This is a genomic window from Bradyrhizobium sp. Y36 (assembly GCF_002531575.1).
Classification (GTDB): Bacteria; Pseudomonadota; Alphaproteobacteria; order Rhizobiales; family Xanthobacteraceae; genus Bradyrhizobium.
On record NZ_NWTI01000001.1, the window covers coordinates 128,514 to 152,503 of the forward strand.

The window sequence follows — 23,990 nt, forward strand, 5'->3', positions numbered from 1 at the left end:
CGAGATGAAGGTCATGTCCGCGTTCCAGCCGAAAAATCCGGATTACCGCACCGCCGCCGCCGCGATGTTCGCCGCCCAGCCGGCGATGGGCACGCTGGGCATTTCGATCGTCGAACTCGCCCCCGGCGCGGTCGAGCTGGCGATGCCGCATTCGGCCGCCTTCACGCAGCAGAACGGCTTCATCCATGCCGGCATCGTCACCGCAGGTCTCGACAACGCCTGCGGCGTTGCCGCCTTCAGCCTGATGCCGCGCGAGGCCGACATCCTCACCGTCGAGTTCAAGACCACGCTGCTCGCCCCCGCCCGCGGCGGGCGGTTCGTGTTCAAGGCCGAGGTCGTCAGGCCCGGCCGCACGCTCACCTTCTGCGAGGCCAGAGCGTTCGCCGAGCACGAGGGCAAGACGAGCCTGATCGCCACCATGACCGCGACGCTGATGGCGATGCTGCCCCGCAATGCTGCCTAGCGTGTGCCGCGCGCCTCTCGCGCCGGGCGGCGATTGACAAGCCTGCCGACGCATCCCTTGATGCGAAGATCATGCTTGCGAGTCTCGGTGTCATCCTGCTGTGTCAATTGATCGGCGAAGCGGTCGCGCGCGGCGTCGGCCTGCCGCTGCCGGGGCCGGTGCTCGGCCTGCTGCTGCTCCTGGTGCTCCTCCTCGCCCGCGATCGTTTCGCGTTGCTCGCGCGCGGACCGCTGCGCGAGGCCGGCGTCGAAACGGCGAGCAAGGGCCTGCTGGCGCATCTGTCGCTGCTGTTCGTGCCGGCCGGCGTCGGCGTCGTGCAGGAGCTCGATCTGCTTGCGTCCCACGGCGTCGCGATCGTCCTGGTGCTCGCGCTGTCGGTGATCGTCACGCTGCTCACGACGGTGCTGACCTTCCGCCTCGTCAGCCGCCTGTTGCGGCAACAGGATGCGCGATGAAGGACGATCCGTTCTCGCTGTGGGTCTATCTCTCGCAGTCGCCGCTGCTGTGGCTGACCGTGACGCTGCTGGTCTATGCGACCACGGACGCGGTGTCGCTGGCGACGCGGCGGCATCCGCTGGCCAATCCCGTGCTGCACGCGATGTGGATCATCGGTGCGTTCCTGCTGCTGACCGGCACCTCCTACACGAGTTATTTCGCCGGCGCGCAGTTCGTGCACTTCCTGCTGGGGCCCGCCACCGTCGCGCTCGCCGTGCCGCTGTACGAGAATCGCAAGCGCGTGGTTGCCTCGATCGTGCCGATGCTGGTGGCGCTGCTGGCGGGATCTGTCACGGCCGTGGTGTCGGTGGTGCTGCTGGCCGAGCTCGCCGGCCTTCCCCGCGACGTGGTGCTGTCGCTGGCGCCGAAATCGGTCACCGCCGGCGTTGCCATGGGCATCGCCGAATCCCTGCATGCCGATCCTTCGCTGGCGGCGGTGGCGGTGATCCTCACCGGCATCATGGGCGCCATCATCGTGACACCGCTGATGAACCGCACCGGCGTCACCGATTACCGCGCGCGCGGATTTGCTGCGGGCCTTGCCGCGCATGGCATCGGGACTGCGCGCGCCTTCCAGGTCGACGAGATCGCCGGCGTCTTCTCCGGTATCGCCATGAGCCTGAACGCCTTGGTGACCTCGTTCCTGGTCCCCTTGGCGGTCACGCTGCTGGTGCGATGACATTGCCGCCGGGACACTCTATATGACCAGTAACAATTCCCGGTCCCGAACCGTATTCGGGAGGATGGGACCGAAACGGGACGAGATATGGCTGCACTTAAGGACAAGGGCTTCTTGCCGACGCGGCGCGCGGCGTTGACGCTGCTCGGGGCCGGTGCGCTTGCGGCGGGCGGCGTTAGCCTGGCGCTGGCCGCGGACGGCGATGACGAGGTGTTGACCGAAGCCAAGGTGCTGCGCGATCCCGACACGCCCGTCGCCGGCAATCCCGACGGCAACATCACCATCGTCGAATGGTCAGATTACAATTGCCCCTATTGCCGCAAGCTCGAGCCCGAGCTGCGCCAGGTCGTCCAGGACGACGGCAAGGTGCGGCTGGTGATGAAGGATTGGCCGATCCTCGGGCCGGTCTCGGTCACGGCGGCGAGAACCGCGCTCGCGGCGAAGTTCCAGGATAAGTATCATCAGGCCCATGACGCCATGATGGGCATCAGCTCGCGCCTGACCGAGCCGCGCATCAATGAATTGCTGGCGGCCGCGGGCGTCGACATGGACCGGCTGAAGCGCGATCTTGCCGGCCATGGCAGCGACATCGATGCGCTCCTCAAGCGCAACAACGAGCAGGCCGAAGCCTTCGGCTTCCGCGGCACGCCGTCCTTCATCGTCGGCAAGTACCGCGTTCCCGGCGTGCTCAGCATGGCCGAGTTCGAGCAGGTCATCGCCGATGCCCGCAAGGCCAAGATGAACTGACGCGCGCAGCGTTGATCGCAGCCGACACAAAGGCGCCGCCGCGGAGCTCGCGACGGCGCCTTGTTCATGATACGGTGTCGTTACTTCGACGAGATCCGGACCCAATCCTTGTGCGCGCGATCGCGCAGCGCATCCCAATCCGCCTTCGCGACGTCCCAGTTCACTATGGTGCGATTGCTGGTCGCGACCTCGCCATTGGCGACGGATGAGGTCTGCATGGAGTCGTAGACGTAGACGCCGCCGGCAAGAAGCAGCGCGCCCAAAATCATTCCAAAAAACGTCCTCATAGCGAACCTCCGGTGACGCGCCGATAACGTCGGCGCGGCACGATGGTTCCGCGGCCATGCGGCGCATCTAAGGACAGGTCGTTCATTCTCCGTTCAGCCATTGCACCAGCTCCGCATTGATCTCGCGCGGATAGGTGTGGCTGAGGTCGTCGATCTCGCGATAAATGACGTCGGCGCCGGCGGCCGCGAGCGCCGCCTGCGTCTGGCGCGCGGTCTGCACCGGAAACATCCAGTCGAGCTTGCCGTGGGTGATGAAGATCGGCAGCCCCTGCAAGCGCGTGGCGTCTGCCATCTCCGCCATCAGCGGATGGAACGTCGCCGCAACAGGCGCAAGATGCGTGAAGGGCGAGGCGCCGTCGAGCCCGCTGACGTAACAGAAGGTGCCGCCGTCGCTCATACCGGTCAACAGCATACGTGAGGCGTCGACGCTCCAGCGACTGCGCACGCTCTCGAGGATGCGCATGAGATTGGGCGTATCGGCATCATCGCCCATCAGCGCCCAGGTCGGGCCGGTCGCGGTCGGGGCCACCAGGATCGCACCTTGGCTGCGGGCGTCGCGCAGCCAGCTCCACAAAAAGCCGCGGCCGTTGCCGCTCCCGCCATGCAGCGCCATCACCAGCGGCATGGCGCGACCGGGTGTGTAGTATTCGGGCACGTAGACCGAGAAGCCGCCGCGGCTGCCGGGTTCGTTGTGATCGTGGAAGATGCCGGTATCCTCGCTCGCGCCGGCTTCGAGCCTTGACAGCACATCCGCATTGTCGCGATTGGCGGCGTCGAGGAAGAAGCTGCTCACCGGCGGAAACTGCAGCGACAGCGGATAAAGCGCCTCCTGCGCGCGCGGAAGATGGCGCAGCGTGCGGAAAACCGCGACGAGATCGCCGTTGCCGCGCTCGACCTCGCGGATGCCGGCAAAGGCGGCGAGCGTCTCGTCGCAGGCGCGATCCAGTCGTGCGCGCAAGTCCGCGAACTGCTCCGGCCAATCGGCGATCGATGCCCGCGCTGCCTGCAGCGCCTCGTCCGGTTTGCCGATTGCGTTCATGACGGAGGCAAAGACCGGCGGATGCAGATTCCGCTGGAAGAACCCAAGCGCCTCCAGCGCGTTCAGCAACGGCGGCAGCACGGCGACGATGTCGTCGATCACGGCCTCGCTCATCGCGGCTTCCTCCGGACGTAGGGCAATCGATGCCGCGAACTGTCCGGCCTATGGTGGCGCTACTTGGCCGGCACTTTCTCCTGGGTCTTAAATCCCAGGTACGCGGAATTGACAATCCCCATCAGCATCAGGAGATAGGCGTCGAATTCGACGAAGATGAAATTCGCCACGACATTCCAGGCAAAGATGATGGCAAGAATGCCGGTCCAGCCGATCATCTGGATTCTGTGCAGCTTGGGGCCTTCGCCGTCCGACATCAGATCGGCCCAGAAGCCTTTCGTTGTCTCCTTCTCCATCGGCTTCTTGGGATCGTCCTTGTCCAGAATGACGGCGGCGAGCCCCGTCACGCTGTTGATGCCGAGCAGAACGAGGATCGCTTCCGTGATGACGTTCCGGTAAATTCCCAGCGTCAGCCAGACGAAGATGAAGCCCGCGATCGACAGCCAGAGCCACAGTGCCATTTGAGTGCGGCCAAGGCTGTAGCAGCCTCCCGGATCGTCCTTTGTGGACGCATTCTTGCACGCGAGCAGGACCTGCGCGGTCTGCGCGGATTTGTCGGCGAGAGCCTGATTTGCAGGATCGGCTGCGGCCGCCGCACGGGCAATTCTGTCATTATATTCGGCGGTCTCGATATTCGAGAGCGCATGGTCGCGCAATATGCTGGAGTTGGCAGCGAAGATCGCGAATGCGAGGGCGAGCAGGACAACCGATAGCGCGCCCAGGCCGACGACGGGTGGCCAGAAGACCCGGAATTTGATCGCCTCCTTGCGTTCGATTTCCGGAGTGCTGCCCTGTGATCGAGACAACCCGATCCGGAATGATGCGACGCCTTGGTCTGTTTTTCCACCGAGCAATTTGCGCCAGAATTTGGCGTCCTCCGACGATGCGTCGGGATTCTGCCCAAATTTGTAGGACAGCAATTGAGGTGCCGGCGTTGCAAGTGCGCCAAGTGCCAGCGGAGATCGACTGCCATTCAAGAACAGCGCAACGCCCTCGACCGAAGCTGGCTGATCGCGGGCCGCCTTGGCTTCTGCGAGCGCCAATTTGGCGGAAGCCAGCTTCTTTTCGAAATCCGCCTTCTTGTCAGCTGGTGCATTGTCGAACGCAGTCTGGGCGGCAACGACTTCCTTGTCCTTCACATCCACCGCTGCCTTGAGCTTGTCCAACGAGGCCTGTGACGCGATCCCGGCGGCGACGACGCAGATATGGCCGTCCAGCCTGACAGTGGGAGGCCAGACCGCGATGATGCGCAGCTTCCCTTCCTTGTCAGCCGTTGCCTGCTCACTCGCCCCATCCGGCTGTTTGAGATCTTGTTCGAGCTTGGGTCCGCAGTCGTCGCGTGCATCCTTCGCGCTCGATACCACCACTCCTGCGGCGGATTTCGACTCGTAGAGCCATCGATCAAAATGAGTCTCGAATGCCACGATGAGGACGCAGGACGCGAGCAGGATGAGACCAAAGAACGCCAGAATTCCGGCTGTCTTTCTGGCAGTGTCGTTTTGTAAATTGATCCCCAATGCGGACAGCAAAGCTCTCCCCCAATCAATTCCAATCCCTATTATTCAAATATTTCTGAATTGGATCAGAGACACGTTTAAATTGCAAGTGCGCAAAATCGCCGCGCCTCAGCGGGGCGCGGCGCTGGCTCGCCTCAGCACAGCCTTATCTTGCAGGGCTGCTCAATGCAGCTTCGGCGCCTTCAACAGCTTGAAGCGGTCGGTCGAGGTCACCGTGACGTCGAAGGTGACGCCTTCGTGGTGCACGGTCAGCGGCACGTCGACCCCGGCAGCACCGAGTGCCCACATCTTCTTGTAGAACGCGGTCTGGCTGGTGACCTTGTCGCCGTTGACGGCGAGGATGACGTCGCCGGTCTTGAGCTCGGCGCGAGCCGCCGGGCCGTTGGTGGAGATTCCGATTACCACCACGCGATTGTCGATCTCGGTCGAGAACAGCCCGAGCCAGGGCCGCGCCGGCTTGTTGACGCGGCCGAACTTGCGCAAGTCCTCCAGGATCGGCTTCAACAGGTCGATCGGCACGATCATGTTGACGTGCTCGGCCTTGCCGCCGCGTTCGCGGTCCAGCTGAAGCGAGCCGATGCCGATCAACTCGCCGCGCTCGTTGAGCAGCGCGGTGCCGCCCCAGTTCGGATGGGCGGGATAGGTGAAGACGGCTTCGTCCAGCAGATATTCCCAATAGCCGGCGAATTCCTGCTTGGCCACGATCTGGCTCGCGACCGAGCGCGTGCGGCCGCCGGCGCCGCCGACCACGACGCGGTCGCCAACCCGGGTCTCCGCCGAACTGCCGAGCGGCAACGGCGCGACGTCGAGCTCACCGAGAGCCTGCACCAGGCCGAAGCCGGTGACGGAATCGAAGCCGAGCGCATGCCCTTCGACCACTCGCCCGTCGGCGCGGTGCAGCCACACCGATTCCGCCTCGGTGATGAGATAGCCGATGGTGAGCACCAGCCCGTCGTCGATCACGACGCCGTTGCCGGCGCGTTCGGTGCCCAGCGTTTCGGCGCTGAAGGCGTCCGGAGGGATGATGGCGTGCAGGCCGACGACGGATCCGAGCGCACGGTCGAGATCGAAACCGTAATCGCTCGCACGCGGCTGATTGGCCGGCGGCACTCTCCATTCGGTCAGGGTGGACATCGGGTTCTCCTGGCTGGGTGCATCGCTCCCGGATTGCAGCAGAGTGACGCGCGAAGCACACATAATTTAGGCCGAGGGAGACCGTCTTGAAAGCCTCGTTCCCAACTATTCGGGAGAACGCCGCGTGAAATCTTCGAAAGGCACGCAAAGCACCACGCACATGGACGGCAGGTGACCCTCGATCCGGCCCATGCCGCATGGCTGGTGTCCGGCGCGGCGCTAGGCGCGGTGCGGTGAAACTGCTAACCATTGCCGCTTCGTTTGACCAAGGGATCACGGATCGAAGCATGGACAACCGCAGCGACATCTGGCGTGGCGTCGACACGATCAAGGCGCGTTTCATCGACCTCAGCGACAGGGTCTGGGGCATGCCCGAGGTGTGCTATACCGAGGCGAGGTCCGCCGCCGAGCACCTCGCCGAGCTGCGTCATCAGGGTTTCCGCATCACCGAGCAGGTCGCCGGCATTCCGACCGCGGTGATGGGCGAGTGGGGCGAGGGCGGTCCGGTCATCGCGTTCATGGGGGAATATGACGCGCTGCCCGGCCTCAGCCAGGAAGCGGGTGTCGCGGAGCACCGTCCGGTGGAGACCGGTGGGCACGGCCATGGCTGCGGTCACAATCTGCTCGGTTCCGCGGCGTTGCTCGCGGCGACCGCGATGAAGGATTGGCTCGCCGAGAACAAGGTCGCTGGCCGCGTGCGCTATTACGGCTGCCCGGCTGAAGAGGGCGGCGCCGCAAAGGCCTTCATGGTGCGCTCCGGCGCGTTCGAGGACGCCGACATCGCCATCACCTGGCATCCGCACAGCTTCTGGGAAGTCGCGGTGACGCCGTCGCTCGCCAACACGCGTGCGGACTTCATCTTCACCGGCCGTACCTCGCATGCGGCGGCGTCGCCGCATCTCGGCCGTTCCGCGCTCGACGCGGTGGAATTGATGAATGTCGGCGTCAACTACATGCGCGAGCACATGCCGAGCGACGCGCGCGTCCACTACGCACTGCTCGATACCGGCGGCATCGCGCCCAACGTGGTGCAGGCCCATGCCCGGGTGCGCTATTCGATCCGCGCGCGTGATCTGCCCGGCATGAACGAGCTGGTCGGGCGCGTGAGCAAGATCGCGGAGGGCGCGGCGCTGATGACCGAGACCAAGGTGGAGATGAAGATCATTTCCGCGGTCTCCAACATCCTGCCGAACGCGCCGCTGGAACAGGCGCTGCACCGGGTCATGGAAGAGCTCGGACCGCCGCATTTCGACGACGCGGACAAGAGCTTTGCCGGCCAGATCCGCGCGACGCTGAGCGACAAGGACATCGCGTCCGTCTACTACGCGATCGGCATGGAGCCGACGGACAGGCCGCTGGCCGATTTCCTGGTGCCGCTCGATGCCAAGCGCAACCCGCTGGTCGGTTCGACCGACGTCGGCGACGTCAGCTGGGTGGTGCCGACCGTGCAGGTGCACGCACCCACAGTTGCAATCGGCACGCCCTTCCACACCTGGCAGGTGGTGGCACAGGGCAAGAGTTCGCACGCCCACAAGGCCATGGTGCAGGCCGCTAAGGCGATGGCGGGTCTCGGCATCAAGGCGCTGACGGATCCGGAGCTGATCAAGGCGGCGAAGGCCGACCTGAAGAAGCGGACGGCGAGGACGCCGTATGTCTGTCCGCTGCCGGATCATGTCGAGCCGCCGCTCACCATGTCCGTGGCGTAGAATTTCGCCTCGATACTTCGTCTGATCCGACGAACAAATTTTCCGCAGTGCAGCGTGCAATCCAGCATGTTTTGATGCTGGATTGCCGAACGGATGGGCTACGGATCGCAGTTTTGCCCAACGGACAGCCAGAAGACCGTTTGCATACACACGGTCCCAGTTGACGCGCCCCCCATTCGGTGTGCCATCTACTGCCAGCTAATTGGGCGGTCACCTCTTGTTGGCCGTCTTCATCATGATGGGAACCAGACGGGGACAACCATGCTGGATAAAGAACTGCGTTCGATGATCGGTCAGGTGAAGGACGGGCGGATGGATCGCCGCAGCTTCATCAAGCGCATGGCCGCGGTCGGTCTCACCGCTCCCCTCGCCAACCAGATCCTCGCGCTCGGCGGCGTTGCCATGGCCGAGGGCGCCTCGACCTACAAGCCGACCAAGCGCGGCGGCGGCGGTGCGCTGAAGCTGCTGTGGTGGCAGGGCCCGACCTTGCTCAATCCGCATTTCGCCACCGGCACCAAGGACCAGGACGGCTCGCGCCTGTTCTACGAACCGCTCGCCTGCTGGGACCCGGACGGCAACATGAAGCTGGTTCTGGCGACCGAGATCCCCTCGATCCAGAACGGCCTGCTCGCCGCCGACGGCAAGTCGGTGACGTGGAAGCTGAAGCCCGGCGTCAAATGGCATGACGGCAAGCCGTTTACGGCAGACGATGTCGTGTTCACCTGGCAGTTCATCAAGGATCCGGCCACGGCGGCCGTGACCATCGCAAGCTATCGCGACCTCACCGTCGAAAAGATCGACGATCTCACGGTCAAGATTTCCTTCCCGAAGCCGACACCGTTCTGGGCGGACGCCTTTGTCGGAGCTCCCAACACCATTCTCCCCAAGCACCTGTTTGCCGACTACACGGGCAGCAAGTCACGGGAAGCGCCGACCAACCTTTCCCCGGTCGGGACGGGTCCCTACAAGTTCGTCGAGTTCAAGCCGGGCGATCTCATCCGCGGCGTGATCAATCCCGACTACCATATGGCCAACCGGCCCTATTTCGATTCGATCGAGATGAAGGGCGGCGGCGATGCCGTCTCGGCGGCACGCGCGGTGATCCAGACCGGCGAATATGATTTCGGCTGGAACATTCAGGTCGAGGATGACGTGCTGCTGCGCCTGGAGAAGGGCGGCAAGGGCAAGACCGTCTACGCCGTAGGCGGCGATACCGAATTCATCGCGCTCAACTTCACCGATCCGAACGTCGAGGTCGACGGCGAGCGTTCTTCGATGAAGACCAAGCATCCGCTGTTCTCGGATCCCGTCGTGCGCAAGGCGCTGTCCCTGCTGGTCGATCGCGAGTCCGTCAAGAAGGCTATCTACGGCCGCGCCGGCCGCACCACCGCGAACTTCCTCAACGGCCCCGAGAAGTTCGTGTCCAAGAACACGAGCTGGGAATTCAACGTCGAGAAGGCCGCCAAGATGCTCGACGATGCCGGCTGGAAGCCCGGCGCCGACGGCATCCGCGAGAAGGACGGCAAGAAGCTGAAGCTGCTGTACCAGACCTCGATCAACGGTCCGCGCCAGAAGACCCAGGCCATCGTCAAGCAGGCCTGCCAGAAGGCCGGCATCGACGTCGAGCTGAAGTCGGTGGTGGCGTCGGTGTTCTTCTCCTCGGACGTCGCCAATCCCGATACCTATCCGAAGTTCTACGCCGACCTCGAGATGTTCCAGATCCCGCTGAGCCAGCCGGATCCGTCGCAGCACATGCGCCGCTACCTCTCCACCAGTGCCGCGACCAAGGAGAACAAGTGGCAGGGCACCAACTTCCCGCGCTGGGTCAACAAGGACTATGACGCCGCGATCAACGCCGCCGACATGGAAATGGATCCGGTCAAGCGCGCGGCGCTCTACATCAAGGCCAACGATCTGATGTGGGAAGACACGGTGTTCATCCCCGTGATGCATCGTCTCAAGGTCGAGGCGGCCGCGAACAATCTGCGTCCGGTGATCTCGGGCTGGGCCAACGAAACCGACAACCTGTTCGACTGGTACCGCGAGGAATGATCCCCAAGCTCTAGACGGGGCCTTCCCTCATGAGTCAATACGTTCTGCGTCGCCTGCTGATAGCGATTCCGAGCCTGCTCGGAATCTCAGCCGTGCTGTTCTTCGTGCTGGCGCTTGCGCCCGGCGATCCATTCTCCGAACTGGCGACGAATCCGAACGTCCCGCCCGAAGTGCAGGCCGCGCTTCGGGCCAAGTTCGGCCTCGACGATCCGATTTACCTCCGTTACGGCCACTGGCTCAACGCCATGCTGCACGGCGACTGGGGTTTCTCCTTCGTCAGCCGGATGGACGTCGACAAGCTGATCCTGCAACGCCTGCCGACCACGCTCTTCGTGATCGGCTCGGCGCAAATCCTGGCGCTGCTGATCGCGATCCCGGTCGGTGTCTATGCCGCGACCAAGCCCTACTCGCTGTTCGACCAGATCGCCAACACGCTCGCCTTCGTCGGCTTCTCGCTACCGACCTTCTTCACCGGCATCCTCTTCATCCTGATCTTCTCGGTCACGCTGGACTGGCTGCCGTTCGTCTACACCACCGACATCAAGGCGACCGGCATCCACTGGGTGCTGGAGATGATCCGTCAGGCGATCATGCCGGTGGCGGTGCTCGGCCTGTTCCAGGCGGCGTCGATGACGCGTTTCGTGCGCTCGGCGATGCTGGACGTGATCCGGCTCGACTACGTCACCACGGCGCGCGCCAAGGGCCTCGGCCAGGCCAAGGTCATCGTCAAGCACGTGATGCGCAACGCCATGATCCCGGTCGTGACGCTGATCGCCTTGCAGATCCCCGCGGTGTTCGGCGGCGCCATCGTCACCGAGCAGATCTTCCGAATCCCCGGCATCGGCTCGCTGCTGATCTCCTCGATCCTGTCCAACGACACGCCGGTGGTGATGGCCGTCACCTTCGTCTTCGCGTGCCTGGTCGTGCTGTTCAATCTCATCGCGGACATCCTTTATGGCTGGCTTGACCCTCGCATCTCCTTCCGCTGAGCGGCGCGTCTATTCGCCCTGGCGCGAGACGTGGCGGCGCTATAGCCGCCACAAGCTCGCCGTGGTCAGCGCCTTCTTGCTGCTTGTTCTCATTCTCGCCGTCTTGCTTGGGCCCTTCCTGTGGCGCGTGAAGATGAGCGACATCGACATCGTCGCGGGCCTGCAAGGGCCCTCGCTGGCCCATCCGTTCGGGACCGACGATCTCGGCCAGGACATCCTGGCGCGCATGATCTATGGCGGCCGCATCTCGCTCGCGGTCGGCCTCGCCGCGATGCTGGTCTCGGTTTTCATCGGCACGCTGATCGGCGCGCTCGCCGGCATGTCGCGCGGTGCGCTCGGCCACGGCTTGATGTGGCTCACCGACCTGTTCCTGTCGCTGCCGCAGCTGCCGCTGCTGCTGCTGCTGATCTATCTGTTCCGCGACGGGCTGAAGCAGGTGTTCGGACCCGAAGGCGGCATCTTCATCCTGATCGTGCTGGTGATCGGCGGCCTGCGCTGGATGCCGGTCGCGCGGCTCGTGCGCGCGCAGTTCCTGTCGATCCGCGAGAAGGAGTTCGTCGAGGCGGCCCGCGCACTCGGCGCCAGCCCGGTGCGGCAGGTGGTACGCCATATCCTGCCCAATGCGCTCGGCCCGGTGATCATCGCCGGCACCATCGACGTCGCAGCCGCGATCATCGCGGAATCGACGCTGTCCTTCCTCGGTCTCGGCTTTCCGCCGGATACCCCGACCTGGGGCCGGCTGCTGTATGACGCCAAGGACTTCCTCGACATCGGCCCGCATTGGGCGCTGTTTCCGGGCGGCGCGATCTTCATCGCGGTGGTCGCGATCAACTTCATCGGCGACGGTCTGCGTGACGCGCTCGATGCGCGACGGGTGATTTGATGGCGCCGCTGCTCGAGATCAAGGGCCTGAAAACCCACTTCTCCACTGACGACGGCATTCTCCAGGCCGTCGACGGCGTCGACATCTCCATCAACCGGGGCGAGACGCTCTGCGTCGTCGGCGAATCCGGCTGCGGCAAGACCGTGACCGCGATGTCGATCCTGAAGCTGATCGCGATGCCGCCGGGCCGGATCGCGGCCGGCCAGATCATCTTCGAGGGCCGCGATCTGGTGCCGCTGACCAGCAGCCAGCTCGACGAAATCCGCGCCAAGGAGATCGGCTTCATCTTCCAGGAGCCGATGACCTCGCTCAACCCGGTGCTCACCATCGGCGAGCAGATCGCCGAGAGCCTGCGCCGTCACGAGGCGGTGACCAAGAAGCAGGCGCTCGAACGCACCATCGAGATGCTGAAGCTGGTGCAGATCCCCAATGCCGAAGGCCGCGTGCACAATTATCCGCACCAGTTTTCCGGCGGCATGCGCCAGCGCGTGATGATCGCGATGGCGCTCGCCTGCAAGCCCAAGCTGATCATCGCCGACGAGCCCACCACCGCGCTCGACGTCACCATCCAGGCCCAGATCCTCGACCTCTTGCAGGACATGAAGGAGCGCTTCGGCATGGCGGTGATGCTGATCACCCATGCCATGGGCGTCGTCGCCGAGACCGCGCAACGCGTCGTGGTGATGTATGCCGGCAAGGTGGTCGAGGAAGCGCCGGTCGACGATCTGTTCAGCAACCCGGGCCATCCCTATACGCAAGGGTTGATCCGCTCGATCCCGCGCATCGACCTCGACAGCGAGCACAAGACGCGGCTGGAAGCGATCGGCGGCTCGGTGCCGATCCTGATCAATCCGCCGGTCGGCTGCCGCTTTGCGCCGCGCTGCAAGTTCGCCATGAACGTCTGCACCGAGAAGGAGCCTCTGCTGCGCGAGATCTCGCCCGGCCATCGCATGGCCTGCCATCTCGGCGATCCGAACCTGGGAGCGGCGTCATGAGCGAGCCCTTGCTCCGCGTCAGCGGCCTGAAGAAACATTTTCCCGTGCTCGGCGGTCTGTTGTCGCGCCAGGTCGGCACCGTCTACGCGGTCGACGGCGTGTCGTTCTCGGTGAACCGCGGCGAGACGCTTGGTCTCGTCGGCGAATCCGGTTGCGGCAAGTCGACGACGGGACGCTGCGTGCTGCGCCTGATCGAGCCAACCGACGGCGAGGTCATCTTCGACGGCCAGGATGTGCGTCAGCTCGGCGGTAACGATCTGCGCGCGATGCGGCGGAATATGCAGCTGGTGTTCCAGGATCCGTTCGCCTCGCTCAATCCGCGCATGACGGTCGGCGCCATCCTCGGCGAGGCCTTCACCATCCATAATCTTGCCACCTCCGCCAAGGAGCGCGAGGAGCGCGTCGCGGGTCTCCTGGTCAAGGTCGGGCTGAAGGCCGAGCACATGCGGCGCTATCCGCATGAATTCTCCGGCGGCCAGCGCCAGCGCATCGTGATCGCGCGGGCGCTCGCGGTCGAGCCGAAACTGATCGTCTGCGACGAGCCCGTGTCCGCGCTCGACGTGTCGATCCAGGCCCAGGTCATCAACCTCCTGGAAGACCTCCAGGCGGAGATGAACCTGACCTATCTGTTCGTCGCGCACGACCTCTCGGTGGTCGAGCACATCTCCGACCGTGTGGCGGTGATGTATCTCGGCCGTATCGTCGAGCTCGCCAAGGCCAGCGACCTCTATCGCAATCCGCAGCATCCCTACACCAAGGCGTTGCTGTCGGCGGTGCCGGTGCCCGATCCCAAGCTGAAGCGCGAGCGCATCCGCCTCAAGGGTGACGTGCCGAGCCCGATGAAGCCGCCGTCGGGCTGCCACTTCCATACCCGCTGCCCGATCGCCCAGCCGCGCTGCGCCGAAAGCGCGCCCGTGCTGAAGGAAGGGGCGGGCGGGCACTTCGTGGCGTGCCATCTGGCCTGAGGCCGCGAAACGCGGGTTCAGAACCTTTAGGGTGGGCAAAGCGACTTGTCCGCCATAGCTCGAAGAGCGCCGGCGGAAGCGTGCCCACGATTATGAAGACGTGGGCACGGCGCTGTCGCGCCTTTGCCCACCCCGCGCATATCTATCCATGAAGCAGGCCGTGCTTGGACAGGGCGTGCCTGAAGCTCTCCACGGACGTGTGACGGTGCGCGAACAGGCCGGCCTCGCGCGCGCCGGCGACGTTGGCTGCGAGATCGTCGACGAACAGGACGGTCTCCGGCTTCACGTCGAGCTCGGCGAGGCACAGCCGATAACAGCGCGGGTCCGGCTTGGCCGTCTTGAACTGGGCCGAGGTGTAGATCCGGGAGCCGAACAGCGGACGCAGCTCCGGCAACAGCGTGTCGATATGGTCCGCGACCAGCGTGGTATTGTTGGTCAGCACGGCAATGTCGACGCTCTGCCGCAAGCGGCCGACGATCTCCAGCATCGCGCGGTCCGCCTGCATGGAACGGCGCCGGGCTTCCACCCACTGCGCGAGCGAGAGGGGATAGCCGATGCGTGTCCCGAAGCCTCGCAGATAATCGGCGGCCTCGAGCGCGCCGGAATCGCCGAGCAGCTCGAACCCGCTGTCCCAGATCGCCGCGTCGACGGCTTCGCTGGTCGTCCCCGCGAGCTTTGCCAGGCACGCGACACGCGTTCCTCTGTCGTAGTCACAGAGGACATCGTCCATGTCGAAGAGGACGAGCTTGATGGCAGCAGTCACGGCGGCACTCGCGGATCGGCCGAACATCCGGCCCTGGCGGAAGTCATATCCCGCCGGAACGCAGGCGACAAATCAGGCACTCGCTAGGGCTGCGATGCGCGCCGCCGCGCCAGTTGATGCAGCACCGTGTCGACGGCCGGCACCGCTCCGCTCTCGCGCAGCCAATTGTCGGCCAACTCCCTCAATTCGCCCGGCGTCAGCCCGAACTTGCGGCGGAACGCTCGAATGAAGGTGGAATCGCTGCTGAAGCGCATGTCGACGGCGAGCTCGATCAGACGGCTCTCCTGTGCGGACGGCGATATCAACCGCCGAAACGCGAGATTGAGCCGCTGCTCCCGCACATAATGGGCAAGCCCGCCATCGGCCTCGAACAGCCGATAGAGGGTCGCGCGCGAGATATGGAAGTGGCGGCAGAGCTCCTCGGTGGTGAGCGCATCGGTTTCAAGATTGTTCGCGATACGGCGCTTGATCATCGGGAGGTAAAGATGTCGCTCGGCGCGCTCAAGGCCCGCGACGATTTCGGCCGTCCCGCCGGCGGCAGCCGCCACGAGATCGGCGATCGCCTCGACGGTGGCTTCGGTATTGCCAGTGCAGGTATCCGTCCCGGTCTCGGACGAAAGGGCAAGCGCGGCGTAGTGGCTGGCGAGCAGGCGTGCATGAGGGTGGTTCGACGGCAGCAGGGTTGCCGTTGCCGCATCCGGATGGGCGAGCCGCGGCGCCAGCATCGCGCGCTGCAGGACGATCGCCATGAGATGGGTGCGGCCGCCCCCGGCGCGCAGTGCGGTCCGGTTCGGTTGCGCCATGTCGATGAGAACGATGTCGCCGGAGCGCAGCGTGACCTCGCGCCGGCCCGAGCTGAACTGCATCGCGCCTTCGACGCACAGGGTGATCTGAAAATGATCCATCGCGCCACGGGCGACGTGCGCGGGCGTGCGGACATAGTCCTGATCGGTGGCACGCGTGTCGATCAGCAAGGCGTTGCGGATCATCCTTGTCACCGAGGTGACGTGGAATTCATCCTCCGCGGTACGCGGAATGACTTCGCAGATATCGACCGTCGCGGCCCGCAATCGCGCGAGCGCCTCCGGACCGCGCCCGGGATCGTCCGCCGCCGTGCTTTCGTTCAACGCAGTCCCGTCCACATCCCCTCGCGATGCGGAAGGACCGCATGCAACTGACTTCTCGAGATCGGCGGCAAGCCAATGTCGCGACCGGGTGTAGCCATTCGGAAATCGGCGCGCAAGCGAAGGTGAGACGGATAGTGAATCCGGTGTCACGCAACTATTGCGAGAGTCGCGCCGAATTTAGTCCGGCTGAGACGCCCGGCACATCGTCCGTCCTGCCGTCCTGTTAGAGATTCCCCCGTCTCTGGAATGCGAGCGCGCCGTGCGGGGCCGCGCCGTCGGAATGGGGTTGCCGCGTGGGGTCAATGGGAATTGGGAGCGCTGGTCGTCGGCAACGACGTCCGCGCGGCTGCCGTCGTCGCCGGACAATGCGAGCTTGCGGGATGCTCGTCATCCTGGTTCTGCCATATCTCGGCTCGACCTCCGCCAGCCGGGCGCAGATCGACCATTACGGCATCTGGACCGCACTCAATAGTGTGCCAGGGCAGGTGATTGAATTCGGCACGCTGGGCAACGCTCCGATCGGGTCCCCGATCGGAACGAGCGCATATCCTCATAGCGCGGTGTTTTCGGCCGATGGCCGCTTCGCCTATGTCGTTGCCATGTCCGGCGCGGTGGAGGTCATCGACGTCGTCGGCCGGACGGTCGTCGCGACCATACCCGTCGCCGGATCGCCGGCGGGATTGGCGCTCAGCCCGGATGGCGCGAGTCTCTACGTGACGACCTCCTCGGGGAGTTCGGTCATGGTGATTTCCACTGCGACCAATCTCGTGGTCGGCTCCCCTATCGCGGTGGGGGTAACCCCTTATGGCGTTGCCGTCTCGCCGGACGGGACTCGGATCTATGTCGCCAACCAGGGCTCCGCGAACATTTCGGTCATCGACGCCGCGTCGAAAACCGTCATCGGCACGGTTGCGACGGGAAGCTCCCCCTCCGGCATCACAACGTCTCCGGATGGAAGCCGGATCTACGTGACCAATCAAAGCAGTGGCAGCGTCACGGTGATCGATGCAGTGTCGCAATCGGTGGTGACGACGGTTTCGGTCTCCGGACTGCCCCTGAGCGTCGCGGCCAGCCCGGACGGGTCGCGAATCTATGTCACGACGCAGACCAACCAGCTCGTGGTGATCAATGCCGTGACGAACACCGTCACGGCGAGCGTGACCTTGTCTGGCGGCTTGACCGGCAACGGCATTGGCGTGACGGTCACGCCCGACGGCAGCCGGGCCTACATCACCACCGGCCTCGGGTTTTACGTGATGGATACGGCCACCAACACGATCCTGTCCTCCGTCACCATGCCGATCGTGGACAACGGCACTAGCGGAACCGCCTTTATTGGGCCGAACGTCATCGTTGCGGCGGGTGGGGCGGTCTCGGCAGGCAGCGATGCCGCGCTCACGGCGATGGACTTCGGGCAATATGTCAACTTCAACGGCGGCTCGCTGCGGTTCACGGGGGCTTTCAGCAGCGCGCGGACGATCTCATTGTTGGCCGGCGGCGGCACGATCGACACCAATGGCTTCAATGCGACGTTGTCAGGACAGATCATCAACACGGGAGCCCTGACCAAGACGGGGTTGGGCGCGCTGACGCTGACCGGCGCCAACACCTATAGCGGCGGGACCTTCGTCAACGGCGGCACGCTGGCCTTGAGCGGCGCCGGCACGCTGGGCGCCGCTGGCGCGACGACCACGGTCAACAGCGGTGGCACGCTCGATCTGGGCGGCACGACCCAGACACAGGGCGCGGTCGGCCTGAGCGGTGGCACGATTCGCAACGGCAATCTGAATGCGCCCATCACCTCCATCGGAGGCGTCCTCAATGGCATCGGCGGGACCGCGAGTCTGACGACCACGGCCGGCTTCACCATGCTGCTCGGCAACAACGGCTATACCGGAGCGACGACCGTGAATGGCGGCGTGCTCGACGTCGAAGGAACCATCACCGGCACCTCCTCGGTCACGGTGAATGCCGGTGGCGCGCTGATGGGCGCGGGCACGATCGATCCGCTGTTGGTCACGATCGCCGGCGGGGGCACCTTCGCGCCCGGCAACGGCACGCCCGGCAGCGTCACCAGCGTCGTCGGCGATCTCGCCTTGCAATCGGGCGCGATCTATCAGGTCCAGGTCAATCCCTCGACGGCGTCCTCCGCAAGCGTGTCGGGCACTGCGACCCTCGGCGGCGCCACGGTGAACGCGGTGTTCGCGGCCGGCAGCTATGTCGAGAAGAGATACACCATCCTCAACGCGGGCGGCGGGGTTTCCGGCGCCTTCGCTGCGACGGTTGCGAGCAGCAATCTGCCGACGAATTTCAAGACCGATCTCAGCTACGATGCGAACAATGCCTATCTCAACCTGTCGCTGGCCTTCGTCCCGCCGCCGAACTCCGGCCTGAATGGCAATCAGCAGGCGGTTGCAAATGCACTGGTCCATTCCTTCGACGTCAACGGCGGCATTTCGCTGATCTACGGCCGCATGACGGCGGCCGGCTTGACGCAAGCCTCGGGCGAACAAGCCACGGCCGCGCAGCAGACGACGTTCAGCGCGATGAGCCAGTTCATGGGCCTGCTCACCGACCCCTCCGCGCAACGGGAGAGCGGGCCGGGTCAGGCGAACAATGCGGCCGGATTTGCCGAAGGCGATCAATCGAGCGCCTATGCCGCACGTCCGCGCACCGACGCGTTTGCCATGTTCGCCAAGGCGCCGGCACCAGGATTTGCGCAGCGCTGGAGCGTGTGGGCTGCGGGCTTCGGCGGATCACAATCGACCCAGGGCAATCCGACGGTTGGTTCCAACGACATGACGGGCCGCATCGCCGGCACGGCGGTCGGCGCGGACTATTGGCTCGCGCCGAACACGAAGCTCGGCTTCGCGCTCGCCGGCGGCGGTACCAGCTCTGACGTGAACGGTCTCGGATCCGGGCGCTCCGATTTGTTCCAGGCCGGCGCCTATCTGTCCCATGCGAACGGCCCGGCCTATGTCTCCGCCGCGCTGGCCTATGGCTGGCAGAGCATCACCACCGATCGCACCGTGACTATCGCCGGCGCCGATCGCCTGCGCGCTGCGTTCGACGCCAATGCGTATTCCGGTCGTCTCGAAGGCGGCTATCGCCTGGTCACGCCGCGGGTCGGCAGCATCGGCCTCACACCCTATGGCGCGCTGCAGTTCACGACGCTCGATCTCCCCGGCTATGCCGAACAGGTGGTCTCCGGCTCATCGGCATTCGCCATGAGCTACGCTGCCAAAAGCGTGACCGACAGCCGCAGCGAGCTCGGCCTGCGCAGCGACAGGTCCTTTGCCATGCCGGACGGCGTGCTGGCGCTGCGCGGCCGCCTTGCCTGGGCGCATGATTTCAATCCCGATCGTGCGGCCGCGGCGACCTTTCAGGCGTTGCCGCTGGCAAGCTTCGTCGTCAACGGCGCAGCGCAGGCCCGCGACGCCGCGCTCACGACGGCTTCGGTCGAGATGAAATGGCTGAACGGCTGGTCGGCGGCGGCCACGTTCGAAGGCGAGTTCTCCAGCGTCACCCGCAGCTACGCCGGCAAGGGCAGCGTTCGCTACGGTTGGTGAGCGCTGTCAGCCCTCCAGCGTGAAGCCGACGCGCAGCGTCACCTGGTAATGGCGGACAGTACCGTTCTCGATGTGGCCGCGGGTCTGCACCACCTCGAACCATTTCATCTCGCGAACGGTCTTGGCGGCGCGGCTGACCGCGTTCTTGATTGCGTCCTCGATCGAGGTCTCGGACGAACCGACGAGGTCCAGGATCTTGTAGACGTGATCGCTCTCGGTTGCGGGCATGGGTTTTCCCCTGTTTCAGTTTGCGGCCGACGAAGGCGTTCGGTAGCAACGCGCATGCGGCTGCGCATGGCGTTGACTCTGAACGGGCGTGGGCGCTTCGGGTTCCTTGTCCCGTGAAGGCCCGCATGCGCCGGCCGAGGTGGAGCCGAGCGCGCCGGCCTGCTAAGCGCTAATGATGGACTCGGCGCGACGCGACAGGACGATCGGCTCTCTCTGCCTCTGCGTGACGGCTTTCGGCTGGGCGCTGAACTGGCCGCTGATGAAGCTGCTGCTGCAGCAATGGCCACCGCTGTTCGCCCGCGGACTTGCTGGCGTTTGCGCCTCTGTCATTCTTGGCGCGCTGGTGCTGAGCCGGAAGGAGTCGTTCGCCGTGCCGCGCGAGGCCATCCCGCGGCTGGTATTCGCGACCTTCACCAACGTCTTCGCCTGGATGGGGCTCGGCACGGTCGCGATGAAATATGTGACGGTGAGCGAGGGCGCTCTGCTCGCCTACACCATGCCGATCTGGGCGATGCTGTTTGCCTGGCCGGTGCTGCATACGCGGCCGGGCCTGCGGGATACCTTCGGGCTCGTCCTCGGTGTTGCCGGCGTCACGCTGCTGTTGAGCGGCAACGGCTTCGCCTTCAGCGCCGACAAGCTGATCGGAATTGCGCTCGCGCTGCTCTGCGCCATCCTGTTCGCGCTCGGTAACGTGCTCAACCGCAAGCCGCTGCCGATGCCGCCGCTGGTCGTCGTGGCCTGGCAGGTCGGGCTCGGTTGCGGCACGATGCTGGTCCTCGGCATGCTGTTCGAGCGCCCCGACGTCACCGCGATCACGCCGCTGGGGCTCGGCTGCTTCGTCTACATGACACTGGTGCCGATGGGCGTCTGCTACGTCACCTGGTTCGAGACGCTGCGCCGTCTGCCGCCGACCACGGCCTCGACCGGCATGCTGATCGTGCCCGTGATCGGCGTGGTCTCCGCCGCGATCATTCTCGGCGAGCCGCTCGGCTATCGCGAATGGACGGCGATGGCGCTCACGCTCGGCGGCGTGACGCTGGCCTTGCAGCGGGGATAACGTCGCCAGCCTCGGGGCGGCGGAAAGGCGGGAGAAATGCTTTTCAAATCGCCCGCCGGCATTGGATACCGCGGTTGCCTGCGCGAAGACGGCTGAGCTAACCTGTGCGGATGTCGTGGATCGTCGGGTGCGGTGATGATCGACCTTTGGACGAGGGGCGCTCTGGTTGCGATCGGCCTCGGCGTGCTGGCCGCGCCGTGTCCTGCCCAGGATGAGCTCGATGGCGCGCCGGCGAGCATGTCGCTGCAGGTCACGACCGATCCGTCCACCATCGCGTGTCGCCGGCTGGATGAGGTCAATCCGGCCTCGCTCGTGTTCCTGCCGCTGCGGCGGACGTTCAGCGAGGATTTTGACGAGCATCCGCTGTCGACTGGCCGCTGGGTCCCGCATTACGCCGGCGGTGCGGCCTGGCCGGAGGCGCGCTATTGGGGCGGCGACGGCTCCGACTTCAAGCGCAAGACCAGCGCCAATGGCGAGCAGCAGATCTATGTCGATCCGCGCTATGCGGGTCGCGCGGCGGCACCGCTCGGGCTCGATCCGTTCAGGGTGAAGGACGGCGTGCTGTCGATCGTCGCCAGCCGCACGCCGCCGGAATTGAAACCGCTGCTGTTCAACAACGAGTACATCTCGGGCATCCTGACGACCCAGGGCACGTTCGCCCAGAAGCACGGCTATTTCGAAATTCGCGCCAAGGTGCCGGTCGGCCATGCGGTATGGCCGGCGTTCTGGATGCTGGCGGACGACGGCGGCTGGCCGCCGGAGGTCGACGTGCTGGAAGGCCGCGGCGAGCGCCCGGGCGATCTCGTGATGACGACGCATTGGCGGATTCCCGCGACCCAGAAGATCCAGTCCTGCGGCTTCGATTTCGCGGTCGGCGACGCCTCCAGCGCATTCCACAATTACGGTGTGCTGTGGCAGGAGGACCGGCTGGTCTATTTCATCGACCGCAGGCCGGTGTCCGACATCAAGGTGCCGATCGGCTTCGACGATCCCATGTACATGATCGTCAACCTGGCGATCGGGTCGAAGTTCTTTCCCGGCGTCAGTCAGGTCGACGCGGAATCGCCACTGAGCGTCGCATTCGAGATCGACCGCATTTCCGTCTATCAGATCGATCTGGAGCAGGCGCGGAGATAGCGATGTCGGCCGATGTCTCGCGACGCTGTTTTGCTGGGCTCGCCGGCCTCGCCGCGCTGGGCGTCGCCGCTGGGGCCAAGGCCGCAGATGACGAACGGGCCCCCGCGCCGGCGCTGTTCCCGAAGAATTTTCTGTGGGGCACGGCAACCTCGTCCTACCAGATCGAAGGCGCGGTCAACGAGGACGGGCGCGGCAAGTCGATCTGGGACATTTTCAGCCACACGCCCGGCAAGATCGAGGACGGCTCGACCGGCGACCGCGCCAACGAGCATTATCATCGCTACAAGGAGGACGTCGCGCTGATCAAGGCGCTCGGCGTCAAGGCGTACCGCTTCTCGATCGCCTGGCCGCGGGTGTTTCCGGATGGAGCAGGCCAGCCCAATCCCAGGGGACTCGACTTCTACAACCGCCTCGTCGACGAGCTGCTCGCGAACGGCATAGAGCCCTATGCCACGCTCTATCATTGGGACCTGCCGCAGGCGCTCCAGGACCGCGTCGGCGGCTGGTCGTCGAGCGACACGTCGAAGGCTTTTGCCGATTACGCCGCATACGTTGCCGCGCGCCTGACCGATCGCGTCAAGAACATCTTCACCGTGAACGAGGTCGGACGCTTCGTGAATTTCGGCTATGGCTGGGGCATCGATGCGCCCGGCCTCAAGCTGCCGGTCGCGCAGCTCAATCAGGCCCGCCACCACGTCGCGCTGGCGCACGGCCTTGCCGTGCAGGCGATCCGTGCCTCCGGCCGCGCCGGCACCCGTGTCGGTGCCGCCGAGAACATCGCGGCCTGCGTGCCGGCGATCGCGTCGCCGGAAAACATCCGTGCCGCCGAGATCGCGACGCGCGAGCTCAACGCCGGTTTCCTTGGCGTGGTGCTGGAGGGCAAATACACCGATGGCTTCCTCGCTTATGCCGGCGCGGACGCGCCAAAATTCACGCCCGAGGAGCTGAAGATCATCGGCACGCCAAACGATTTCGTCGGCCTCAACATCTACGCGCCGCAATACTACGTCACGGCCTCCGACCGCGCGCCCGGCTTCCACGTGCTGCCGTTCCCCACCTCGTTCCCGCACATGAATTCGGAATGGCTGCGCGTCGGCCCCGAGGTGATCTACTGGGCGCCGCGCCTTGCTGCAAAGATCTGGAACATCGAGAATATCTACATCAGCGAGAACGGCACCTCGTCGGAGGACAAGATCGCTGCCGACGGCCAGGTCTACGACCTCGACCGCATCATGTTCCTGCGCAACTATCTGTCCCAGATGCACCGCGCGACCGCCGAGGGCGTGCCGATCCGTGGCTATTTCCTCTGGAGCCTGATGGACAATTTCGAGTGGATCTTCGGCTACGGCAAACGGTTCGGGCTCTACCGCGTCGACTTCGAGACGCAGGCGAGAGTGCCGAAGCTGAGCGCCGCGTTCTATCGCGACGTGGTGGCAAGGAACGCGATCGGGGGGTGAGCGCCCGCCCTACGGATCCAGCTCCGTATCCCAGTAGAGATAATCCAGCCAGCTGTCGTGCAAATAGTTCGGCGGAAACAGTCGGCCGTTGCGGTGGAGCTGGTGCACGGTCGGTGCGAACGCGTTCTGGCGCGGGAACATCTTGGCCTGCGCCGGCGTCAGATTGCCCTTGCGCAGATTACAGGGCGAGCATGCCGCGACCACGTTCTCCCAGGTGGTCTGACCGCCTTTGCTGCGCGGGATGATGTGATCGAAGGTGAGGTCCTCGGGCGAGCCGCAATATTGGCAGGCGAAACGATCGCGCAGGAAGACGTTGAACCGGGTGAAGGCCGGATGGGTGGTCGGCTTGACGAAGGATTTGAGCGAGACGACGCTCGGCAACTGCATCTGCAGCGTGGGACTGTGGACCGCCTGATCGTAGTGAGCGACGATGTTGACGCGATCGAGGAACACCGCCTTGATCGCGTCCTGCCACGACCAGAGAGACAGCGGGTAGTAACTCAGCGGCCGGAAGTCCGCATTCAGCACCAACACCGGCCAACTGCCTTGCGAGACATGTGCGTTCAAGTAACGCTCCCGGCCTCCAA

At 64.9% G+C, this 23,990-nt stretch carries 22 protein-coding genes; 14 read left to right on the top strand and 8 right to left on the bottom strand.

The window, feature by feature from the left end:
* Window positions 1-13 precede the first annotated feature (13 nt).
* The 4 genes from CO669_RS00605 to CO669_RS00620 all read left to right on the top strand — a co-directional run bounded on the left by CO669_RS00605 (window position 14) and on the right by CO669_RS00620 (window position 2,384).
* Window positions 14-463 (top strand): PaaI family thioesterase, encoded by a 450-nt coding sequence (locus tag CO669_RS00605; RefSeq protein ID WP_097657766.1) that lies wholly within the window; start codon window positions 14-16, stop codon window positions 461-463.
* Window positions 464-534: 71 nt separating this feature from the next.
* Window positions 535-918, top strand: a complete 384-nt coding sequence (locus CO669_RS00610; RefSeq protein WP_097657283.1) for a CidA/LrgA family protein — start codon at window positions 535-537, stop codon at window positions 916-918.
* Complete coding sequence (locus CO669_RS00615; RefSeq protein ID WP_097657284.1) at window positions 915-1,637, top strand: LrgB family protein; 723 nt, start codon at window positions 915-917, stop codon at window positions 1,635-1,637. The genes CO669_RS00610 and CO669_RS00615 overlap by 4 nt, the downstream gene beginning before the upstream one ends.
* A gap of 87 nt (window positions 1,638-1,724) precedes the next feature.
* A complete protein-coding gene (locus CO669_RS00620) occupies window positions 1,725-2,384 on the top strand; it encodes a DsbA family protein (RefSeq protein ID WP_097657285.1) in 660 nt (219 codons plus the stop codon).
* 80 nt (window positions 2,385-2,464) lie between these two features.
* Here the strand turns inward: CO669_RS00620 and CO669_RS00625 are convergent, their stop codons facing one another.
* From CO669_RS00625 to CO669_RS00640, 4 genes are all read right to left on the bottom strand, one after another.
* Window positions 2,465-2,671: a hypothetical protein gene (locus tag CO669_RS00625; protein WP_008142940.1), complete on the bottom strand. Its 207-nt coding sequence runs from the start codon at window positions 2,669-2,671 to the stop codon at window positions 2,465-2,467.
* Window positions 2,672-2,753: 82 nt separating this feature from the next.
* On the bottom strand, window positions 2,754-3,824 hold the full coding sequence (locus CO669_RS00630) for a dienelactone hydrolase family protein (RefSeq protein WP_097657286.1): 1,071 nt from the start codon (window positions 3,822-3,824) through the stop codon (window positions 2,754-2,756).
* A gap of 59 nt (window positions 3,825-3,883) precedes the next feature.
* Window positions 3,884-5,353 (bottom strand): hypothetical protein, encoded by a 1,470-nt coding sequence (locus CO669_RS00635; RefSeq protein WP_143278593.1) that lies wholly within the window; start codon window positions 5,351-5,353, stop codon window positions 3,884-3,886.
* Window positions 5,354-5,503: 150 nt separating this feature from the next.
* On the bottom strand, window positions 5,504-6,475 hold the full coding sequence (locus CO669_RS00640; protein WP_097657288.1) for a S1C family serine protease: 972 nt from the start codon (window positions 6,473-6,475) through the stop codon (window positions 5,504-5,506).
* A 287-nt stretch (window positions 6,476-6,762) separates the two neighbouring features.
* On the opposite strand from CO669_RS00640, the gene CO669_RS00645 reads away from it, so the two are divergent.
* From CO669_RS00645 to CO669_RS00670, 6 genes are all read left to right on the top strand, one after another.
* Window positions 6,763-8,181, top strand: coding sequence for a M20 family metallopeptidase (locus tag CO669_RS00645; protein WP_198963744.1), 1,419 nt, complete (start codon window positions 6,763-6,765; stop codon window positions 8,179-8,181).
* 261 nt (window positions 8,182-8,442) lie between these two features.
* A complete protein-coding gene (locus CO669_RS00650; RefSeq protein WP_097657290.1) occupies window positions 8,443-10,233 on the top strand; it encodes a peptide ABC transporter substrate-binding protein in 1,791 nt (596 codons plus the stop codon).
* 29 nt (window positions 10,234-10,262) lie between these two features.
* Window positions 10,263-11,222: an ABC transporter permease gene (locus CO669_RS00655; protein WP_097657291.1), complete on the top strand. Its 960-nt coding sequence runs from the start codon at window positions 10,263-10,265 to the stop codon at window positions 11,220-11,222.
* Window positions 11,188-12,105, top strand: coding sequence for an ABC transporter permease (locus tag CO669_RS00660; RefSeq protein ID WP_063197783.1), 918 nt, complete (start codon window positions 11,188-11,190; stop codon window positions 12,103-12,105). The genes CO669_RS00655 and CO669_RS00660 overlap by 35 nt, the downstream gene beginning before the upstream one ends.
* Window positions 12,105-13,100, top strand: a complete 996-nt coding sequence (locus tag CO669_RS00665; protein ID WP_097657292.1) for an ABC transporter ATP-binding protein — start codon at window positions 12,105-12,107, stop codon at window positions 13,098-13,100. Before CO669_RS00660 ends, CO669_RS00665 begins: the two co-directional genes overlap by 1 nt.
* Window positions 13,097-14,065, top strand: a complete 969-nt coding sequence (locus CO669_RS00670) for an ABC transporter ATP-binding protein (RefSeq protein ID WP_097657293.1) — start codon at window positions 13,097-13,099, stop codon at window positions 14,063-14,065. Before CO669_RS00665 ends, CO669_RS00670 begins: the two co-directional genes overlap by 4 nt.
* A gap of 142 nt (window positions 14,066-14,207) precedes the next feature.
* Here CO669_RS00670 and CO669_RS00675 read toward each other — a convergent pair whose 3' ends face one another.
* Window positions 14,208-14,855: an HAD family hydrolase gene (locus tag CO669_RS00675; RefSeq protein WP_097657294.1), complete on the bottom strand. Its 648-nt coding sequence runs from the start codon at window positions 14,853-14,855 to the stop codon at window positions 14,208-14,210.
* Between the two features lie 56 nt (window positions 14,856-14,911).
* Window positions 14,912-15,970, bottom strand: a complete 1,059-nt coding sequence (locus CO669_RS00680; RefSeq protein ID WP_283806761.1) for a helix-turn-helix domain-containing protein — start codon at window positions 15,968-15,970, stop codon at window positions 14,912-14,914.
* A 365-nt stretch (window positions 15,971-16,335) separates the two neighbouring features.
* Between CO669_RS00680 and CO669_RS00685 the strand changes: the two genes are divergently transcribed.
* The gene (locus CO669_RS00685) at window positions 16,336-19,524 is read left to right on the top strand and encodes an autotransporter outer membrane beta-barrel domain-containing protein (protein WP_158228728.1); all 3,189 of its coding nucleotides are present in this window, start codon (window positions 16,336-16,338) and stop codon (window positions 19,522-19,524) included.
* 6 nt (window positions 19,525-19,530) lie between these two features.
* On the opposite strand, the gene CO669_RS00690 is transcribed toward CO669_RS00685, so the two are convergent.
* A complete protein-coding gene (locus CO669_RS00690; RefSeq protein ID WP_097657297.1) occupies window positions 19,531-19,752 on the bottom strand; it encodes a dodecin in 222 nt (73 codons plus the stop codon).
* Window positions 19,753-19,927: 175 nt separating this feature from the next.
* Between CO669_RS00690 and CO669_RS00695 the strand changes: the two genes are divergently transcribed.
* The 3 genes from CO669_RS00695 (at window position 19,928) to CO669_RS00705 (ending at window position 23,403) form a co-directional block, all read left to right on the top strand.
* The gene (locus tag CO669_RS00695) at window positions 19,928-20,809 is read left to right on the top strand and encodes a DMT family transporter (RefSeq protein WP_097657767.1); all 882 of its coding nucleotides are present in this window, start codon (window positions 19,928-19,930) and stop codon (window positions 20,807-20,809) included.
* Between the two features lie 135 nt (window positions 20,810-20,944).
* Window positions 20,945-21,946 (top strand): glycoside hydrolase family 16 protein, encoded by a 1,002-nt coding sequence (locus tag CO669_RS00700; RefSeq protein WP_097657298.1) that lies wholly within the window; start codon window positions 20,945-20,947, stop codon window positions 21,944-21,946.
* A 2-nt stretch (window positions 21,947-21,948) separates the two neighbouring features.
* Complete coding sequence (locus CO669_RS00705) at window positions 21,949-23,403, top strand: GH1 family beta-glucosidase (RefSeq protein ID WP_097657299.1); 1,455 nt, start codon at window positions 21,949-21,951, stop codon at window positions 23,401-23,403.
* 9 nt (window positions 23,404-23,412) lie between these two features.
* Here the strand turns inward: CO669_RS00705 and CO669_RS00710 are convergent, their stop codons facing one another.
* The gene (locus CO669_RS00710; RefSeq protein ID WP_028134115.1) at window positions 23,413-23,970 is read right to left on the bottom strand and encodes an HNH endonuclease; all 558 of its coding nucleotides are present in this window, start codon (window positions 23,968-23,970) and stop codon (window positions 23,413-23,415) included.
* Window positions 23,971-23,990: the final 20 nt, after the last annotated feature.

Bases quoted from the DNA above. Each gene is read 5' to 3' on its own strand.
- CO669_RS00605 (WP_097657766.1), top strand. From the start codon at position 14: ATGTCCGCGTTCCAGCCGAAAAATCCGGATTACCGCACCGCCGCCGCC.
- CO669_RS00610 (WP_097657283.1), top strand. From the start codon at position 535: ATGCTTGCGAGTCTCGGTGTCATCCTGCTGTGTCAATTGATCGGCGAA.
- CO669_RS00615 (WP_097657284.1), top strand. From the start codon at position 915: ATGAAGGACGATCCGTTCTCGCTGTGGGTCTATCTCTCGCAGTCGCCG.
- CO669_RS00620 (WP_097657285.1), top strand. From the start codon at position 1,725: ATGGCTGCACTTAAGGACAAGGGCTTCTTGCCGACGCGGCGCGCGGCG.
- CO669_RS00625 (WP_008142940.1), bottom strand. From the start codon at position 2,671: ATGAGGACGTTTTTTGGAATGATTTTGGGCGCGCTGCTTCTTGCCGGC.
- CO669_RS00630 (WP_097657286.1), bottom strand. From the start codon at position 3,824: ATGAGCGAGGCCGTGATCGACGACATCGTCGCCGTGCTGCCGCCGTTG.
- CO669_RS00640 (WP_097657288.1), bottom strand. From the start codon at position 6,475: ATGTCCACCCTGACCGAATGGAGAGTGCCGCCGGCCAATCAGCCGCGT.
- CO669_RS00645 (WP_198963744.1), top strand. From the start codon at position 6,763: ATGGACAACCGCAGCGACATCTGGCGTGGCGTCGACACGATCAAGGCG.
- CO669_RS00650 (WP_097657290.1), top strand. From the start codon at position 8,443: ATGCTGGATAAAGAACTGCGTTCGATGATCGGTCAGGTGAAGGACGGG.
- CO669_RS00655 (WP_097657291.1), top strand. From the start codon at position 10,263: ATGAGTCAATACGTTCTGCGTCGCCTGCTGATAGCGATTCCGAGCCTG.
- CO669_RS00660 (WP_063197783.1), top strand. From the start codon at position 11,188: ATGGCTGGCTTGACCCTCGCATCTCCTTCCGCTGAGCGGCGCGTCTAT.
- CO669_RS00665 (WP_097657292.1), top strand. From the start codon at position 12,105: ATGGCGCCGCTGCTCGAGATCAAGGGCCTGAAAACCCACTTCTCCACT.
- CO669_RS00670 (WP_097657293.1), top strand. From the start codon at position 13,097: ATGAGCGAGCCCTTGCTCCGCGTCAGCGGCCTGAAGAAACATTTTCCC.
- CO669_RS00675 (WP_097657294.1), bottom strand. From the start codon at position 14,855: ATGTTCGGCCGATCCGCGAGTGCCGCCGTGACTGCTGCCATCAAGCTC.
- CO669_RS00685 (WP_158228728.1), top strand. From the start codon at position 16,336: ATGCTCGTCATCCTGGTTCTGCCATATCTCGGCTCGACCTCCGCCAGC.
- CO669_RS00690 (WP_097657297.1), bottom strand. From the start codon at position 19,752: ATGCCCGCAACCGAGAGCGATCACGTCTACAAGATCCTGGACCTCGTC.
- CO669_RS00695 (WP_097657767.1), top strand. From the start codon at position 19,928: ATGGACTCGGCGCGACGCGACAGGACGATCGGCTCTCTCTGCCTCTGC.
- CO669_RS00700 (WP_097657298.1), top strand. From the start codon at position 20,945: ATGATCGACCTTTGGACGAGGGGCGCTCTGGTTGCGATCGGCCTCGGC.
- CO669_RS00705 (WP_097657299.1), top strand. From the start codon at position 21,949: ATGTCGGCCGATGTCTCGCGACGCTGTTTTGCTGGGCTCGCCGGCCTC.